Annotated in this window: 19 protein-coding genes and 1 tRNA gene; 12 read left to right on the forward strand and 8 right to left on the reverse strand. The window is 64.4% G+C overall.

Annotated elements, in window-relative coordinates:
- Positions 1 to 23: 23 nt before the first annotated feature.
- Positions 24 to 446, forward strand: coding sequence for a tautomerase family protein (locus tag ACFDR6_RS29220; RefSeq protein ID WP_317243702.1), 423 nt, complete (start codon positions 24 to 26; stop codon positions 444 to 446).
- Positions 447 to 486: 40 nt separating this feature from the next.
- On the opposite strand, the gene ACFDR6_RS29225 is transcribed toward ACFDR6_RS29220, so the two are convergent.
- Both ACFDR6_RS29225 and lipB read right to left on the reverse strand, forming a co-directional pair.
- Positions 487 to 1,200, reverse strand: coding sequence for a DNA helicase (locus ACFDR6_RS29225; RefSeq protein WP_375860368.1), 714 nt, complete (start codon positions 1,198 to 1,200; stop codon positions 487 to 489).
- Between the two features lie 171 nt (positions 1,201 to 1,371).
- Positions 1,372 to 2,109, reverse strand: a complete 738-nt coding sequence (gene lipB, locus ACFDR6_RS29230; protein WP_317243704.1) for a lipoyl(octanoyl) transferase LipB — start codon at positions 2,107 to 2,109, stop codon at positions 1,372 to 1,374.
- A gap of 67 nt (positions 2,110 to 2,176) precedes the next feature.
- Here lipB and ACFDR6_RS29235 point away from each other — a divergent pair, with 67 nt between their 5' ends.
- Together ACFDR6_RS29235 and ACFDR6_RS29240 are read left to right on the forward strand one after the other, a co-directional pair.
- Positions 2,177 to 2,419 (forward strand): FliM/FliN family flagellar motor switch protein, encoded by a 243-nt coding sequence (locus ACFDR6_RS29235; protein WP_018647371.1) that lies wholly within the window; start codon positions 2,177 to 2,179, stop codon positions 2,417 to 2,419.
- Positions 2,420 to 2,621: 202 nt separating this feature from the next.
- Positions 2,622 to 2,706, forward strand: a tRNA-Leu gene (locus tag ACFDR6_RS29240).
- A gap of 107 nt (positions 2,707 to 2,813) precedes the next feature.
- Here ACFDR6_RS29240 and ACFDR6_RS29245 read toward each other — a convergent pair.
- The 4 genes from ACFDR6_RS29245 to ACFDR6_RS29260 form a co-directional block, all read right to left on the reverse strand.
- Positions 2,814 to 3,014 carry a hypothetical protein gene (locus ACFDR6_RS29245; protein WP_375860370.1) on the reverse strand — a complete coding sequence of 67 codons (201 nt, stop codon included), beginning with the start codon at positions 3,012 to 3,014 and terminating at the stop codon, positions 2,814 to 2,816.
- A 12-nt stretch (positions 3,015 to 3,026) separates the two neighbouring features.
- Positions 3,027 to 4,232, reverse strand: coding sequence for a zinc metallochaperone GTPase ZigA (zigA, locus tag ACFDR6_RS29250; RefSeq protein WP_375860371.1), 1,206 nt, complete (start codon positions 4,230 to 4,232; stop codon positions 3,027 to 3,029).
- Between the two features lie 470 nt (positions 4,233 to 4,702).
- Positions 4,703 to 4,825 (reverse strand): hypothetical protein, encoded by a 123-nt coding sequence (locus ACFDR6_RS29255; RefSeq protein ID WP_317243707.1) that lies wholly within the window; start codon positions 4,823 to 4,825, stop codon positions 4,703 to 4,705.
- Positions 4,826 to 4,915: 90 nt separating this feature from the next.
- On the reverse strand, positions 4,916 to 5,638 hold the full coding sequence (locus ACFDR6_RS29260) for a hypothetical protein (RefSeq protein ID WP_375860372.1): 723 nt from the start codon (positions 5,636 to 5,638) through the stop codon (positions 4,916 to 4,918).
- On the opposite strand from ACFDR6_RS29260, the gene ACFDR6_RS29265 reads away from it, so the two are divergent.
- Positions 5,638 to 6,927 (forward strand): c-type cytochrome, encoded by a 1,290-nt coding sequence (locus ACFDR6_RS29265; protein WP_375860373.1) that lies wholly within the window; start codon positions 5,638 to 5,640, stop codon positions 6,925 to 6,927. The two genes, ACFDR6_RS29260 and ACFDR6_RS29265, sit on opposite strands and share 1 nt — an antisense overlap.
- A gap of 7 nt (positions 6,928 to 6,934) precedes the next feature.
- On the opposite strand, the gene ACFDR6_RS29270 is transcribed toward ACFDR6_RS29265, so the two are convergent.
- Together ACFDR6_RS29270 and ACFDR6_RS29275 are read right to left on the reverse strand one after the other, a co-directional pair.
- Positions 6,935 to 7,234, reverse strand: coding sequence for a hypothetical protein (locus ACFDR6_RS29270; RefSeq protein ID WP_249154118.1), 300 nt, complete (start codon positions 7,232 to 7,234; stop codon positions 6,935 to 6,937).
- 33 nt (positions 7,235 to 7,267) lie between these two features.
- Positions 7,268 to 9,247 (reverse strand): 4Fe-4S binding protein, encoded by a 1,980-nt coding sequence (locus ACFDR6_RS29275; RefSeq protein WP_375860374.1) that lies wholly within the window; start codon positions 9,245 to 9,247, stop codon positions 7,268 to 7,270.
- Positions 9,248 to 9,465: 218 nt separating this feature from the next.
- Here ACFDR6_RS29275 and ACFDR6_RS29280 point away from each other — a divergent pair, with 218 nt between their 5' ends.
- From ACFDR6_RS29280 to ACFDR6_RS29315, 8 genes are all read left to right on the forward strand, one after another.
- Positions 9,466 to 10,152 carry a biotin/lipoate--protein ligase family protein gene (locus ACFDR6_RS29280; protein ID WP_317243915.1) on the forward strand — a complete coding sequence of 229 codons (687 nt, stop codon included), beginning with the start codon at positions 9,466 to 9,468 and terminating at the stop codon, positions 10,150 to 10,152.
- Entirely contained in the window at positions 10,149 to 10,688 is a 540-nt protein-coding gene (locus ACFDR6_RS29285) for a DUF6505 family protein (RefSeq protein ID WP_375860375.1), read from the forward strand. Before ACFDR6_RS29280 ends, ACFDR6_RS29285 begins: the two co-directional genes overlap by 4 nt.
- Positions 10,685 to 11,692, forward strand: a complete 1,008-nt coding sequence (locus tag ACFDR6_RS29290; RefSeq protein WP_375860377.1) for a DUF6352 family protein — start codon at positions 10,685 to 10,687, stop codon at positions 11,690 to 11,692. Before ACFDR6_RS29285 ends, ACFDR6_RS29290 begins: the two co-directional genes overlap by 4 nt.
- On the forward strand, positions 11,689 to 12,204 hold the full coding sequence (locus ACFDR6_RS29295) for a DUF3305 domain-containing protein (protein ID WP_375860378.1): 516 nt from the start codon (positions 11,689 to 11,691) through the stop codon (positions 12,202 to 12,204). The genes ACFDR6_RS29290 and ACFDR6_RS29295 overlap by 4 nt, the downstream gene beginning before the upstream one ends.
- On the forward strand, positions 12,201 to 12,812 hold the full coding sequence (locus tag ACFDR6_RS29300) for a DUF3306 domain-containing protein (protein WP_375860379.1): 612 nt from the start codon (positions 12,201 to 12,203) through the stop codon (positions 12,810 to 12,812). Before ACFDR6_RS29295 ends, ACFDR6_RS29300 begins: the two co-directional genes overlap by 4 nt.
- A gap of 136 nt (positions 12,813 to 12,948) precedes the next feature.
- Positions 12,949 to 13,725, forward strand: a complete 777-nt coding sequence (locus ACFDR6_RS29305) for a molecular chaperone TorD family protein (protein ID WP_375860381.1) — start codon at positions 12,949 to 12,951, stop codon at positions 13,723 to 13,725.
- A gap of 29 nt (positions 13,726 to 13,754) precedes the next feature.
- Positions 13,755 to 13,964, forward strand: coding sequence for a twin-arginine translocation signal domain-containing protein (locus tag ACFDR6_RS29310; RefSeq protein ID WP_061848651.1), 210 nt, complete (start codon positions 13,755 to 13,757; stop codon positions 13,962 to 13,964).
- Positions 13,965 to 13,977: 13 nt separating this feature from the next.
- On the forward strand, positions 13,978 to 16,920 hold the full coding sequence (locus ACFDR6_RS29315) for a formate dehydrogenase subunit alpha (RefSeq protein WP_375860382.1): 2,943 nt from the start codon (positions 13,978 to 13,980) through the stop codon (positions 16,918 to 16,920).
- The last annotated feature ends 11 nt before the right edge of the window (positions 16,921 to 16,931 follow it).

Genomic DNA, 16,931 nt, shown 5'->3' on the forward strand with positions numbered 1-16,931 from the left:
GCAGCATCTTAAGGAGAACGACAATGCCCCTGATCACCGTGTCCTACACCACGTCCCGCGAGTCGCCCTCCCTGAAGGCCGACATCGCGAGCGCCGTGTCCGAGCTCACCGCAAGGATCCTGCACAAGGACCCCAAGGTAACGGCCATCATCGTCAAGCCGGTGGGCGCCGATGACTGGTTCGCCGGCGGCAGGTCGCTGGCCGAGCAGAAGCTTGCAAGCTACTGGATCGACATTCACGTCAGCGAAGGCACCAACACCAAGGACGAGAAGGCGGCCTATCTCGCCGCCATGTTCAGGCGCATGGCCGAGATTTTGGGCCCGCTGCATCCCGAGACCTACCTGCATGTCGACGAGGTCAAGGGAGACGCCTACGGCTTTGGCGGCCTGACCCAGGAGCGCCGCTACATCGCCGGCAAGCTCGAAGTGCCGCTGCAGGCGGCGTAAATCTGCAGGCCGCGGGTATGGTCTCGCCCGCGGCCTTCCGTCAGCTCGCCGCGCCGAACCGGACTTCCGAATTGTTCAGGAAGCACGTCTTGTCGAACAGCTTCAGGTCCAGCGGATTCGGCAGCCTGACGTCGCTGAGATCGGGGCAGGGCTTGACCTGGGGATCATAGGATCGGTCGATCTGCGAGATGAAGACGACGATCAGTCCTTGGTCGCGCGCGAAGGATTTCAGCGCGCGTACCTGAACGGTGAGGTCGGGGTTTTCCCGCCTCTGGTCGAGCAGCTGCAGATAGTCGATCACCACGACCGTGCCGCGGGGCGCCGTCGCCATCTGCTTGACGACGTAATCGGCGCTGATGGCGTCGGAGCAGTCGACCTCCAAGAGTGTGTCGAATTGCGCCGGCTTCACGCCGATCGCGCGCAAGCGATCCAGAACATCCTTCTCGGTGTACTCGAGTGAGAAGAACGCGGCCCGATGGCCCGACTTCATCGCCTCCACCGCAAGTTCGAGGCTCATCAGCGTCTTGCCCTGGCCGGGCCGCGCGCCGACCAGCACCAGATCGCCAGGCATGAATTGCGGGAACAGCCTGTTCGCGAGCGTCAGCGCGGCGGCTTTCGCTGCGAGCATGCTCCAGGCGGAAAACCCTTCCGTCCTGGCGACGCGGTCGAGTGCGTCGTGCAGTGGAATGCCTTCCTCGCGGGACAGGCGTCTCGCGCGTCGCTTCAGATGATAGATCGGCGCAGAGAGTCTCATCGTCCAAACCTCCCGTTGCGAGCTGAAACGCAATCCCTCCTTATGCCCAGCGCTCGAACAGTCGGCCCGTGATCTCATCGCCCGGCATGAGGTCTGCTTTCCCGGCGGAGGGGGGAGGCGTGGGCGGCGCCGGAATCGAGCATAGCCGATTCCGTGAAGAACGCGGAGGCGTCAGGCGGCCACTTCCGGCAGCAGCGCGCGGGTCGGCCCGAACAATTCCTCGAACGCCTGCCGGAGCGCGACGTCGACATCGGCCATGGTCACGAGCTGGCCGAGGTCGACCAGCGAGGTGACGCCGTAGCGGGCGTCAGTGACGCCGCACGGCACGATGCCTGCGAAATGCGACAGCTCCGGCTCGACATTGATGGCGATGCCGTGGAACGATACCCAGCGCTTCAGCCGGACGCCGATCGCCGCGATCTTGTCCTCGTAACCTTCGCCCTTGTCGGGCCGCTTGACCCAGACGCCGACGCGGTCCTCGCGCCGTTCGCCCCGGACGTTGAAGGCGGCGAGCGTGCGCAGAATCAGCTCCTCCAGGCTCGCGACATAGGCCCGGACGTCCGGCCGGCGGCGCTTGAGGTCCAGCATGACATAGGCCACGCGCTGGCCGGGCCCGTGATAGGTGAGCTGGCCGCCGCGTCCCGTGGTGAAGATCGGGAAGCGGGGATCGCGCAGGTCGGCTTCCTTGCCCGAGGTGCCGGAGGTGTAGAGCGGGGGGTGTTCGAGCAGCCAGACCAGTTCCGCGGCCTCGCCCGCCGCGATGGCGGCGACCCGTGCCTCCATGGCGGCCACCGCCTCGGGATAGGGCACCGGTGCGTCCGAGATCCGCCACTCGACAGGCTCGCCGCCGGCGGCGGAAAACGGCGTCAAATCGAGCTCTTGGCGGGGGTTTTGCGGCGAATTAACCATTGGCTAACCATAACGTGGTGATCATCTCGGGAGCAAATGCCAGTCTCAAGTTGCGGCGGTCCTGACAGTGCCCACTCTCGATAAAGTCACCGTGGATCTCATGGTCGTCCTCGGAACGACCACCATGCCGATTCATCAAGTATTACGTCTTTCCCGCGGCGCCATCATCGAGCTGGACGCAACCGAGGCCGACGAGGTCAAGGTTTTGGCCAATAATCTGCCGGTCGCCTCCGGCGTCGTGCTGGTCGACCGCAACCGCATCGCGGTGGAGGTCAAGCAGATGTTGCCGCGCTCACCAGGCACGCGGTAGCGGCCTGGGCACCCGGTAGGGGCCGGGGCACCCGGTAGCGGCCCGGGCACATGGGCAGGGCCGATTCGGGCAAGTCGCCCGAACTTTCGTGCAAAGCTTGTGGAATTCAGGGCCTTTGCAGGCTTGTACCCCTCTGATGGATTTGTTAGATCGGCGCCGTTGATCCGGCCGGCCCTCAAGCCTCAAGCCGGCATCCCCAAAAGCGCTCGTGGCGGAACTGGTAGACGCGCTGCCTTGAGGTGGCAGTGAGTAAAATCGTGGGGGTTCGAGTCCCTCCGAGCGCACCATAATCACCTTACCGTTGTTTGATTGGGCTTTTGCAGCCGCCCTGCGCGGTTGACGGGCGTTTTGCGCGCACATCCATCACCGCAACCTGTCGGCAGCCGCAATTTCGTCAGTCGTTGTCGACCGCGGATTTTCGCGAGGGAGTGTGGCCCGAGGGGGACGCTTGGGTCTCTCGCCCGGGACCCTCATCCGCCAGCGCGGCGGCGGCGGCGATCGGTGGGAAGATGCTGTCGTAGATCGCGCGCGCCTCGCGGATCAGGCGCTCCCGTTCGCGCTCGGATTTCGAAACGAAACGAATGACATTGTCCATGCGCGCTCCCGCCTAGGCGGCTTCGTCCGCGCGACGCCAGATCGGAAATGGGTCGGCGAGCTTCGCCCATTCGGCGACGTTCATGGCGAGTTTCCCCGGTACGAGGCATGCGTCCAGCCGAGCACGAAGCGAAGGCTCGTCCATGCCGGTGCCGATGAACACGATTTCCTGGCGGCGATCGCCATAGATGTCGCTCCAGTTCTCGCGCAGCCGCTTCCGCCAGAACGGATCGTCCGGCCATCGCTCCGCCGGCAGGCTCGCCCACCACGCGCCAAGAGCCTGGGTGCGCGTGATCGAACCGGCCTGACTGATTTCACCAAGCCAATGCGGGCGCGTCGCCAGCCAGAAATGTCCCTTGGCGCGAATGACACCGGGCCAGGGCTCCTTGATGAACTTGTCGAACCTGGCTGGATCGAAGGGCCGGCGCGCGCGATAGACGAAGTTCTTCACGCCGTATTCTTCGGTCTCCGGCACATGATCTGCAGAGCCGTAAAGCTCCTTGTACCAGAGCGGATGTTGCTGTGCCCTTTCGAAGTCGAACCGGCCGGTGTCGAGAATGCGATCGAAAGCCACCCGGCCGTGGTTGGCTTCGACGAGGTCCGCTTCCGGATTGAGGGCACGGATGATCCGTCGTGCCGCTTCGCGCTGCTCGGGCGAGGCGTCGTCGACCTTGTTGAGAACGATCACATCGGCGAACTCGATCTGCTCGACGAGCAGATCGACCAGCGTGCGGCGGTCGTTCTCCAGCGCTTCGCCGCGTTGCTCGAGAAAATCGGTCGACGAATAGTCCTTGAGCAGGTTCACGGCATCGACCACGGTGACCATAGTGTCGAGGCGTGCCACATCGGAGAGGCTTTCGCCAGCCTCGGTGCGGAAATCGAAAGTCGCCGCGACCGGCAGCGGCTCGGAAATGCCGGTCGATTCGATCAGCAGATAGTCGAACCGACCGTGTTCGGCGAGTGCGCGAACCTCCCTCAACAGATCGTCGCGCAGCGTGCAGCAGATGCAGCCGTTGGTCATCTCGACGAGCTTCTCATCGGTCCGCGATAGATTCGCACCGCCATCGCGAAGCAAATCCGCATCGATGTTCACCTCGCTCATGTCGTTGACGATCACCGCCACCTTGAGGCCGTGCCGGTTGTTCAGGACATGGTTCAGCAAAGTGGTCTTTCCAGCCCCGAGGAAGCCGGACAAGACGGTGACGGGGAGTTTCTGCATGGAGATCGAAGAGCCTTTTCAAGGGGATACGGCGACGGCGCGTGGGATCGGGCATTTGAACCAGTAATGTAATGTTATAACATTACATTACGTGCGCGAGCCTTCGTCAAGCCGTTTTGCGGCTCAGCTGGAATTCATACGGGCATTGAGGTGATTGATCTCGGCACGGAGCAGTCGCGCGAAGGGCACCTGCGGTGTTGACGATGGCATGAACTGAACATCGAGCAGGTTGCTCGTCACTGCGGCAGGGACACCAGCAGCAAGGCGCCCGGCGCGTGAGCGATCAACAAAGCCGGCTGAGAGAGTTCTCTGCGATGTGAGAGAAGGGCCGAGATGAGCGGATGGTGCTGAGGCTCGCGCGCAAGAGCGTCACGTCCGATCCTTGGCCCGACCACCTGCTGAAGCGCTTCCGGGATGCTGTAGATCTCGTGCCGCCGACAATATCGACACGATCCTGGAATCTGGGTGCCTCAGAGACGTACGCCGGTTGTGGCAAACGCTTGCGCGACCGGCTCCTGGACTCGATTCAAGATCACCATCCCCGCAATCGCGATGACCAAGGCCGCGAGGCAGCCAAGAGAAAACGCTTTCATCCGCAGCCTCCATCGAAGATGCATCAAAGTACTTATACGACACGGCTTCCCGCGAGCAAGCTCGTTGATCGCATCAAGCCGCGAACGCTCCTACGGGCTCTTGAAGATGGGATCGGCGGAAAATGCATCGCCCATCAGGCCGAGGGACTGAAGCGTGGAGCGATTCCGGTCGACCTCCAGGATCGCGAGAAGAAGCGCAAGCACGACGGCAATGAGGATCAGCGCGGGCGAGGTGTCCCGGGAAGCGGGCTCCTGCGACCCGTCAAGCCCGCGCAAAGCGCGAAGTCGCGCCAGCATCTGCAAAAATGGCCGCGTTCGCCCCTGCACGCCGTCCTCCTTGACGTCACCAGACCAGCGGAAGCGTAGTGCCCGGCTCCCCGAGCACTCAAGCAGCATCTGCAAGGCCAGTCTGTTGCTGCGCACATTCCGGAACGGAAGCGGTGTCAGCTCGTTTGGTACGTGCATCGGAGGATCCGACGTGAAATTGCTGACGACCATTTTGTGCTTTGCAGCACTCTGCCTCTTCGAAAGCGCCTCCGCGCAGACCGCGCAACCCAACTCGTCTGCCGCGCAAACCCCTCCGGAGGATAAGGGGCAACGCCAGCCGCAAGGCTGGACGGGCCCCATCAACACCGGTTCGGGGGGCGCGCCCGCCGAAAGCCCCCAGGGGCAAAGTCCGCCGGGAATGCAGCCCGCGCCTGAGGGATCATCCAAGGTCACGACGGCACCGGCGAAGTAGATCGGATATTCATCTCCGCCTGCTGTTCTGGCAATCTCGAGGGCATCAACGTGACCAGGGCCGGTGAGGGGCAATGAGGTTACCTTTCTGCGCGGGTGGCGCCGCAGTCCTGTGGGCCATCGTCGCAGTATCGCCCGTGCATGCCGACATGGCGGGACATGGCGGCCCGGTCCGGGCGCTTGCTGTTTCCCTCGATGGGAATGAGCTCTTGTCCGGCGGCTTCGACACAGCGGCCATTCGTTGGTCGCTGGAGACGGACACGGCGGAGCAGGTGCTGCGGTATCATGCCGATGCCGTCAATGCGGTCGCCTTCCTCAAGGACGGCCGCATGGTCACGGCAGGTGCCGATGCACGCATTGCGGTGTGGACGGTCGGTCGGCAGCAGCCGGACCGGGTGCTCGAGGGACATGAAGGGCCGATCGTCGCGCTGGCGGCTTCTCCCGAGGGGACGCTTCTCGCATCAGCTTCCTGGGATCGCACGGTGCGGCTGTGGTCGCTGTCGGACGGCACCTCGCGCGTGCTCGCAGGGCATTCGCAGAACGTCAACGGTGTCGCGTTCACGCCGGACGGCAAGTCGTTGATCAGCGCCGGCTATGATCTGACGATGCGCATCTGGCGTTTGCCGGACGGTCAGCCGGAAATCGTGACCTTGCCGGCGCCGCTCAATGCCGTGGCCGTGGCGCCGGATGGAGAAATCGTTACAGGCGCGGTCGATGGCATGGTGCGCATGCTGACCACGGACGGCAAGATCAGCGGCGAGGTCGCGGCCGGCACGACACCGGTGGTGGCCGTGACGATCTCGGCGGACGGCGCGTTAATTGCCGCGGCCGGCATCGGCGGCACGGTAGCCATCATCGACCGCAAGTCGCGCAGCCTGCTGCGCACGCTGATCGAGCCTCGACTTCCGGTTTGGTCGGTCGCTTTCCTGCCAGATCACGAGACGCTGATCACGGGTGGTGCGGACGGCAAGATCCGGCGCTGGAATGCGCGTACGGGCAGCCCGATCAGCTCAGGCCAACCAGGCAAAGCGGCTGATCCGCTGGCGACCTATGCTGGCGATCACGGTGCGGAGGTATTTCGTGCGTGCGTTGCCTGTCACACGCTGTCGGACAAGGAGGTTCAGCGTGCGGGTCCGACGCTTGCGGGACTCTATGGCCGCAAGATCGCATCGCTCCCGGGCTATCGTTTCTCCGAGGCACTGAAGACGATGGACATCATCTGGACGCCGGAGACGGTCGCAAAGTTGTTCGAAGTCGGACCGAACACTTACACGCCCGGGACGAAGATGCCGGAGCAGCGCATCGGTTCGGCCGAGGATCGCCGCGCATTGACCGACTTCCTTGGTCGCGCCACGTCGCGGTAACCGCCTCTCAGATCGAGTCCCAATTGTCCATCGGGAGATCCCTCATCTCCGGATGCTGCTTGAGGATCTGAATGACGTCGATGACGGGATGCTCCTTCAGCGCTTCCGCAACGCAGTGATTGACGTATTTCCGGCGCGACAGCCACGCGATTTTCTTGCCCTTGGCTTCGGCCTTGCAGGCGACAATGGCCTGTTTCACCGCGGTCTTCTGCGCCTTGGTCAGGGGAGGGGCGGCGGCTTCGGCTGATCCGCCGGCAACAGCAATCGAGATCATGCACGTCGACAGAGCTGCGATGAAACGAGACATGGTGATGCTTCCTTGGTTTCCGACCCTGCGAGATTATCCGTTGTTGTCCTTGCCCTCGCGCTGGCGCAAATAGTCGTCCGTGGTGCGCGGTGGCGTTCGTTCGGGAACGCCCTTGAACGGATCGAATTGCTGTTCGCTCATGACGATGACGCGGCAGTCGGCACACATCCTGAGTGCCGCGACGCGCTTATCGCCCGCCGGATACATCCAGTGCCGGCCTTCGAGCTTGGCGGCGATGCGGTCGATCGTGCTCTTGACGCCGAAGGCCGTGCCGCAGCGGACGCAGTGAGCGGGCTCTTCTTCCTTGATGACCACGGCGGAAGCGCGCGCCGCGCGGAAATCGATCTGCGGCTTGAGACTGATGACCTTCTCCGGACATGTGCTCTGGCACAGGCCGCATTGCACGCAGGCATCCTCGACGAATTTCAGCACGGGGCGCTCGGGATCGTCGCGCAGCGCGCCGGTCGGGCAGGCAGAGACGCAAGAGAGGCACAGGGTGCAGCCGCCGGTATCGACACTGATCGCGCCGACCGGCGCTCCCGGCGGCAACGCGATCACGTCCACGGGTGTCGGCGCCAGGCGGTGCAGCTCGCTCAGTCCGAATCGCAAGAGGTCGCGCCGCTTGCCGACAGTCTTGAAGGTCGCGGGCGTCGCGACGGCGGCGAGCGCGCCGATCTCCGTCAGATGTGCGCTGAGCACATCAGGATCGTCCGTTTCGATCGTGGCGAGGCGACGGCCGGCAAATCCGAGACCGCTGAGGATGGCCTCGGCCATGCCGATCGTCTGCAACAATCCCGTCAAATCGTGCCGCGGCTTGGCACGCAGCAAGAACCGCACCGCCGATACGCCATAAGCAAACGCGCCGACGATCGCCTCCAGTCCGAGCTGCGTGAGCTCGTTGAGGGCAAAGGGAAGCACGTTCGCCGGCAGGCCGTCGCCATGTCGCGCCAGGGCATCGATCAACGGCGTGCCGTGCGGGTTGTCATGAAGGAGCAGCACGGCATTCGTGCCGCCGGCCTCGTGGTAGGCGAGCAGCATGGCGCGAATGCGATGGAGCTGCGTATCGGCCGGCGGCAGCGTGTAGGCCGCGGCGCCGGTCGGGCACGCGGCGGCGCATTGGCCGCAGCCCGCGCAGATGTTCGGATCGATTGCGACATGATTGCCGGCGGGCGTGATCGCGCCGGTCGGGCAGAGGTCGAGGCAGCGATGGCATCCCGTGCGCTTCGAGCGCGAATGAGCGCAGAGACTGGGCGTCACGTCGACATATTTCGGCTTGTCGAAGCTGCCGACGAGGTCGCGCGCGGTCAGCACGGTGCGCAGTATCGCCGTCGGATCGTTCGGATCCGCGCGAAGATAGCCGTCGCGCAGCTCGTGGGCAGGAAATAGCGGCATCCCGCCGGAGAGATCGAGCACGATATCGCAACGCGAGGTGACCCCGCTCCGCGCCGCGTCCAATACGAAGCGGTCACGCGAGGAGGGGCGGGGACGCGCATAATCGTCGATCGAAAGCTCGAAGGCGCCGAAATGTCCCTTCGCGGAGCGGACCGTTCCCTTCACGATCGGGAAGACCGTGGCTGTCGGCGGCACTATCCCGTCGAGCTGCTTCAACATCACCGTGACGTCGAGGTGATCGGCAAGCAGGCGGCCGGCCTCGATCGCGGCCTCATTGCGCCCGTAGATCAGGACCACACCTTCGCTCGACAAGGTGACGAGCGGATAGTCCGGGATCGGGATGGACGCGGACGCGAGCAGGGCAGCCATTTTTGCTCCGGCTCGGGCGCCGTCGTGCGACCATCCCGCTGTCTCGCGAATGTTGACGAAGCTGATCGGCTCGGGGCGTTCGCCGGCCTCATCCGCGAATTGTGTCGCCTGTTGCGTGCAGGCGACCGTCAGTGCGCCGCCGGCGACGGCTGCCGCGCGGAAGTGATCGAGCTCGGTACCGCAGAGATGGCGGAAACCTCTGATCTCGCTGTTGGAACATCCGCGCTTGATCGCGGCCACGTCGAGACGCATCGTGTCTTCGCACGAGCAGATCAGGACGGTCTTCGATGGCTGCTCCAGGTTAACCCCTCCGCCATTCGGACGACGACGACGGACTCGCGCCGCCCTTTCGTCTCGTATAAACATTATCCATCGGGAAGAAAAGGAAAGCGGAGAACGGTCTGTCCTCGACCTTAGTCAGCCACGTTTCCCTGGCGGAACCGATTCACCTGCCGCCGCCGTTCACATTGGTGCGGCTGCGCGAGAGTGGCGACGCTTTTGCCCACGCATGCCGCATTGCACCGGAGAGTGGCGCCGGGACGCTCGTCTATGTCGGCCGCTTCGACCTGGCGGAGTTCGCGGTGGTGCTCGAGCCGGCCGAGCCGCTGCGCAGCGCGCGGCGCGCAATCTACGCCGGCATGGTCGCCCTCACTGATGCCTTGCGCGCCTACGCGCCGCCGAGCAAGCCCATCACGATCGGCTGGCCGGACGCGGTCAGGATCGACGGAGGCTTGATTGGCGGCGGGCGCTTGGGTTGGCCTGTCGCGGCCAATGAGGAGGCGGCGCCGCCATGGCTGGTGTTCGGCGCGATGATCCGGACGGTCGCCATGAACGACGAGGAGCCGGGTGTCCATCCGCTTGCCTCGGCGCTCGACCAGGAGGGCTTTGGCGAAACTGGTGCGGCGCAGATCACCGAGAGTTTTGCCCGGCATCTGATGCTGGCGTTCGACGGCTGGCGGGCCGATGGCTTTGACGGCGTCGCGCGCGAATATCTGTCCCGCATGCCGCGCGAACGGCAGACCGTCCAGCGCATCGACGATGACGGTGATCTCCTCACGCGCCGGATCGGGGCGGGCACGATTGAACGTCGGAATCTCGTGCCGGCGCTCGCGATCCCGTCCTGGTTCGATCCGGCGCTCGGAGGTCCGCGGCGATGAAGCTCCTGCGGACCATCGCGCTCGATCCTTCCGATACATTCGTGTTCGACGCGGCGGCGGAGCCGGGCGAATGGGCCGTCTCCGGTGCCTTCCGCTTCTGGGATTGCGATGTAGCGACGCTCGAAGGCAAGGCGCGCGCGGCGTTTCGCGGCGGTTTCCTCGGGGTCCAATCCTGGGGCTGGTCGACGCTGGCGCAGATCGTTCCGGCGACCGAGGACGATTATCGCAGCCTGGTCGATCTCCTGGCCGGGCAACTTGTCGATCGCTTCGGTGCGCCGGACGTGGCGACCGCGAAGGCGGCGGCAGAAGAGGAGGTGGCGTTCTCCCAGTCGCTTTGCAGCCATCCGATCAGCTCGCTTATTGCAGTGCACCGCGCGGTGAGCGAGGGCGAGGTCCGCGAGTCTTTCCGCCGGCTGCAACTTCGCGAGGGGCAGGGACACGGCAAGGCGTTCTCGTTCATGGAAATGGAGGATGAGGTCGAGCCTGACAGCAGTCTCAGGCTTGCGGATCTGGGCCGGGGACCAACTGTCAGATGAACGATTTCTGGATCGCCTGCGGCCATCATCTGCTCGATCGCGACGAGGGGGGCGGACTTCGTGTCACCGATGAATTCCTCAAGGCCTATTTTGCCCGCCCCGAATTGATGCCGCCGGAGGATGCGTGCCCGGTCGAACGCCGGTTGCACCGCGAGCTGCTCGCCGATCCGCGTCAGGAGGTCGGCGCCGACGAGATTGCAGCGCTTGTCGACCCCGATGCCCGGGAGAACTGGCAGTTCGTGCTGGGGTTTCGCGATCTATTGTTGCGGCATCCGACGCTCGAAGCCGCTTATCTCGCGTCGGTGCGATCCGGCGGGGCTAACCTTCCGCCGCTCTTCGTCAACCAGCTCCTGCACGTCATTCTGCGTAACGCGCTCGACGGCTGCGACGATCCGTTCGTGCTGCGCGCGGCCGAGCTGTTCTTCCGGATTCAGCGGGTCCTGCCGCATGAACAGGCCGTGCTGCTCGGCGACGAGGAGGTCGTGGGCGGCCGGAGCCCGACTCCGGTGCTTTCCCTGATGTCGATGCTGGGAGCCACCACCGATGCGGTGGTCGACGTGCTGAGCGAAGAGAATGCCGACGCCTATTGGCAGCGCAGCGACCAGTTCGACATGGCTCTCGACCTCACGGCCGGCGGACGCGGACCGGTTGCGCTGGCACAGGTGATGACGCGCTGGATATCTCATCTGCTCGGCATCGACGTCATGATTGAGCCGCTGCGCGCGCTGAAGGACGAAAAGCTCACCTGGTATGTCGGGCTCGACGCCGACGCCACCAGGCTCGGGGACCGCCTCTGGCACGGCGAGGAGCTCGACCAGCGCAGCGCCGACCGGGTGCTCGCACTGTTCCGGCTGATCTTTGCGGACTCGAGCCGCGCGCTCGACGATGTCAGGGGCGAGCCGGTCTACTTGATCTTGTCGATGACGGCGGACCAGAAGGTTCGGTTGAAACCGCAGAATCTGCTGACCGGACTACCGGTGAAGGGCCCGGAGATGGCGACATGAGCCCTGCGGCGCGGCCCTTATTGTCGATTGCTATCGGTGTCGTGGTCGAGCGGCGCAAGGCCGCTTCGCCTTGGGTCGATTTCGTCTGGCGCGCGATCGCTGTTTTGCCGGACGAGCCGGACACGCGACCCTGGACCTTGCTGCGCGAGCAGGAGGGCTCGACCCTGTTCTACGCCGGGCGTGGGACCGTGGATCTCTATCCATCCGAGACGGCGCGCTATCGCGACAATCTGGCTTCCGGTCATCCGAGCATATGGACCGTGCTGTCGCCTTCGGAGGGCGTGTGGCCCTATGCGGTCGCCGCGGTGACCGCCGATCCCGCGGAGGGCGAGGGCTTTACCGAAGCCGCCGACAATCTCGTCGAAGCGGTGCCGATGCCCGAGGTGCTGCGCGAGGCAATTGAAAGCTTCGTGGCCGAGCACCATGTCGAGCGGGAATTCGTCAAACGCAAGCGGCGCCGCGCCGACCCGGAGGCGCTGGCGCGGCGCGAACATGAGGGCGGACAGGAATGAGCGAGGAGGAGTTCCTTGCACGTTGGTCCCGCCGCAAGCGCGAGTCGCGAGCGGAGCCGGCGAAGCCTGCTGCGGCGCAGCCCGCGCCGCCTTCCGTGGTCAATGACGACGAGAGCGAGCTCGATCTCTCGAGCCTGCCGTCGATCGACGAGATCGATGCTGCGACCGACATCACCGCGTTCTTGCGCAAGGGAATCCCGCAGGACTTGGGTCGTGCGGCTCTTCGCCGCGCTTGGGCCGCCGATCCTGCCATTCGCGACTTCGTCGGTCTCGCGGAGAATGCCTGGGACTTCAACGATCCGACTGCGATGCCCGGGTTTGGGCCATTGGATTGTTCCTCGGAGGAACTGGCCGCACTCGTCGACCGGATCGTCGGCGGCGTGCGTGAGGCGGCGCAGTCTCTCCCCGAAGCGTCAATCGAAACGGCGAATTCTTCGGCGCAATTTCATCAAGCCGATGCGATAGCTCCATCCGACGTCGCGAAGTTGCCGGATGAGACGAAGCGGCCGCCAGTCCCTGTTGCAGTGCAGCCAACGGCGGCAGAGAGATTCGCGGATCTCGCTGAGCCTGTCAGGCCGCGAACGCATGGCGGTGCACTGCCGCGCTGAGCGAATAGACCAAAGACTATAGGGCCAGGCTATGAGCAGGCGATTGACGGTCCGCGGAACCACGATTACGCTTCGCCTAGTGCTTTGTAAAAAATGAAAATATTCAGCAGACGGGACTCTTGGATGGGAGGTCCACGTGCGTGATGACGGGCTTGAGCGCGCGATCGATGCCGCAGGCGGCATCGCTCAGCTTGCGCGCAAAATAGGCATCAGCCAGCCCTCCGTCTCGACCTGGTCCCGCGTGCCCGCACAACGGGTGATTGCAGTCGAAAACGCCACCGGTGTTTCTCGCAACGACCTGCGCCCCGATCTCTACGAACAGGCCATGCCCGCAGAACCCCTCGATCCCGTCGATGCAGCGCGCGGACGGGAATATGCACTGTTGGCGACGTTGCTGTCCGCGCCGCCGTCGAAACGATTGCTGGAACAGCTCGCTGCATTGGCCGGTGACGCAACGCCGCTCGGGCGTGCGCATGCCGCGCTCGCCGACGCCGCCGCAAGCGCACCCCCAAGTCAAGTCGAGCGGGAATATTTCGATCTGTTCGTCGGACTCGGTCGCGGCGAATTGCTTCCCTACGCGTCCTACTATCTCACGGGATTCCTCAACGAACGGCCGCTGTCGCGCCTGCGCGCAGACATGGCTGCGCTCGGCATCGAGCGGATCGTCAACAATTCCGAGCCCGAGGATCATGCCGCGATCCTGTGCGAGATCATGTCGGGCCTTGCCGACGGCTGCCTGGATGCTTCGCCCGAGGCTCAGCGCGCCTTCTTCGACAAGCACCTGTCGCCCTGGATGGGGCGGCTATTCGCAGACATGGAGAGCGCCGACAATGCGCGATTCTATCGCGCCGTCGGTGCCCTCGGCCGCACCTTCATCGAGATCGAGACGGAAGCATTCACATTCGCCAATTGATCGACGCGCGTCGGTCCGGGAGAGATGCGATGAGTGACGAGACGAAAGCAAAGGTGGGACGCCGCGACTTCCTTCGCCAGGTCGGCATCGGCACGGTCGGCGCCGGCGCGACGCTTGCGACACCGCTGGTTGGCTCGGCGCAGGCGGACAGCGAGAACAACGATGAGAAGCGCAAGGCGCGCTACAAGGAATCCGATCACGTGAAGACGTTCTACCGCGTCAACCGTTATCCGGCCTGAGAGGAGGCTGCTCGTGCTTATCAAGCGAACACATCAGCGTTCCGATCGCCGCGGCTCCGTCGCCGAATCCCTTGCCGGCCAGGGCGAGGGACTTGATCGCCGTGCCTTCCTGCGCAGGTCCGGCCTCGCCGGCGGTGCTCTCGCCGCGCTGGGCGCCATGCCGGTCGGCAGCGTTCGGAAGGCCGAAGCGGCCACGGCCGGCCCGCTCGCGGCCGGCGCGGTCGTCAAGAAGAGCATCTGCACGCATTGCGCGGTGGGCTGCACCGTCACGGCCGAAGTGCTCAACGGAGTCTGGATTGGGCAGGAGCCGAGCTGGGATTCCCCGATCAACCGCGGCTCGCATTGCGCCAAGGGCGCCTCGGTGCGCGAGCTCGTGCACAGCGATCGCCGTCTGCGCTTTCCGATGAAGCTCGTGAACGGGCAGTGGACGCGCGTGTCCTGGGACACGGCGGTGAACGAGATCGGCGACAAGCTGCTCCAGGTGCGCGAGAAGTCGGGCAGCGATTCCGTGTACTGGCTCGGCTCGGCCAAGATGACCAACGAGGGCTCCTACCTGTTCCGCAAGCTCGGCGCGTTCTGGGGTACCAACAACACCGACCATCAGGCTCGCATCTGCCACTCCACGACGGTCACCGGTGTCGCCAACACCTGGGGCTATGGCGCGATGACGAACAGCATCAACGACATGCGCAACTCCAAGACGATGCTGTTCATCGGCAGCAACGCCGCGGAAGCGCATCCCGTCAGCATGCAGCACCTGCTCGAGGGCAAAGAGCTCAACAAGGCGAACTTCATCGTCTTCGATCCGCGCCTGACCCGCACCGCGGCGCATGCCACCGAATATGTCCGCATCCGTCCCGGCACCGACATTCCCGTGCTCTACGGCATGATGTGGCACATCCTGAAGAACGGCTGGGAGGACAAGGAGTTCATCGCCCAGCGCGTCTACGGCTTCGACGATCTGCGCAAGGAAGTCGAGAAGTGGAATCCGCAGGAGGTCGAGCGCGTCACCGGCGTGCCCGCAGCCCAGCTCGAACGTGTCGCCAAGATGTTTGCGACGGTCAAGCCCGCGACCATCATCTGGTGCATGGGCCAGACCCAGCACACCGTCGGCACCGCCAATGTGCGGGCGAGCTGCATTGCCCTGCTGATGACCGGCAATGTCGGCAAGTCCGGCGCCGGCGCCAACATCCTGCGCGGCCATGACAACGTGCAAGGCGCGACCGATGTCGGTCTCGATATCGTGACTCTGCCATTCTATTACGGCCTCGCGGAAGGCGCCTGGAAGCACTGGTCGCGGGTCTGGGAGGTCGATTACGATTATCTGGTCTCCCGCTTCGACGAGAAGAAGCAGATGGAGACGCCAGGCATCCCGCTGACACGCTGGTTCGATGCCGCGCTGCTGCCGAAGGCCGATGTCGCACAGAAGGACAACGTCAAGGCCGTCTTCGTGCAAGGCCATGCCAGCAACAGCATCACCCGCATTCCGGAATCGATGAAGGGTCTGAAGGCGCTGGACCTGCTGGTGATCGCGGATCCGCATCCGACGACCTGGGCGTCCTTGGCCGTTGAGGCGGGACGCAAGGATGGCGTCTACATCCTGCCCGTGGCAACGCAGTTCGAATGCGCGGGATCGCGCGTCGCCTCCAACCGCTCGATGCAGTGGGGCGAGCAGATCGTCAAGCCGATCTTCGAATCCAAGGATGATCTCGAGATCATCTATCTGCTGGCGAAGAAGTTCGGCTTCGCCGACAAGATGTTCAAGAACATCAAGGTCGAGAACAATCTTCCCGTCGCCGAGGACGTGCTGCGCGAGATCAACCGCGGAAGCTGGTCGACCGGCTATTGCGGACAGTCGCCCGAGCGCATCAAGGCGCACATGAAGAACCAGAACAAGTTCGATCTGGTGACGATGCGCGCGCCCAAGGACGATCCGGAAGTCGGCGGCGACTATTACGGCCTGCCGTGGCCGTGCTGGGGCTCGCCCGAGGTGAAGCACCCGGGATCGCCGCTGCTCTACAACAACAATCTGCACGTGATGGACGGCGGCGGCGCGTTCCGGCCCCGCTTCGGCATCGAGCGCGAGGAAAAGTTGCCGGACGGGACGACGCGGAAAGTGAGCCTGCTTGCCGACAAGTCCTTTTCCAAGGGCTCGGAGATCGAGGACGGCTACCCCGAGTTCACGCTGGCAAGCCTGAAGAAACTGGGTTGGGACAAGGATCTCACCGAGGCCGAACTGGCGACAATCCAGAGGGTCAACCCGGCCAATCCGGACGCGGTGTCCTGGGCGACGGACCTCTCGGGCGGCATCCAGCGCGTCGCGCTGAAGCACGGCTGCGTGCCGTTCGGCAACGGCAAGGCGCGCATGAATGCGTTCGGTCTGCCGGATCCGATCCCGGTGCACCGCGAACCGATCTACACGCCGCGTGTCGATCTGGTGGAAAAGTATCCGACGCTGCCCGACGCCCGGCAGTTCCGTCTGCCCAATATCGGCTTCTCCGTTCAGAAGGCGGCAGTCGAGAAGGGGATCGCAAAGCAGTTTCCACTCATCCTCTCTTCGGGACGGCTGGTGGAATACGAGGGCGGCGGCGAGGAGACGCGCACCAACCCATGGCTCGCCGAGTTGCAGCAGGACATGTTCATCGAGATCAGTCCGGCCGATGCCGCCGACCGCGGCATCAAGGACGGCGGCTGGGTCTGGGTGAGCGGCGCCGAGAACAACTCGCGGGCGAGAATGAAGGCGCTCGTGACCGAACGCGTCGGCAAGGGCGTCGCCTGGATGCCGTTCCATTTCGGCGGCTGGCTCGGCGGCGCCGATTTGCGCAAGAACTATCCCGCCGGCACCGACCCGATCGTGCTGGGCGAGAGCGCCAACACGATCACGAGTTACGGCTACGATCCTGCGACCGGCATGCAGGAGCCGAAGGTCACGCTTTGTCAGATCGTCGCAGCTTGAGGAGCAACGAA

The organism is Bradyrhizobium tunisiense (assembly GCF_042263385.1).
GTDB lineage: Bacteria > Pseudomonadota > Alphaproteobacteria > Rhizobiales > Xanthobacteraceae > Bradyrhizobium > Bradyrhizobium tunisiense.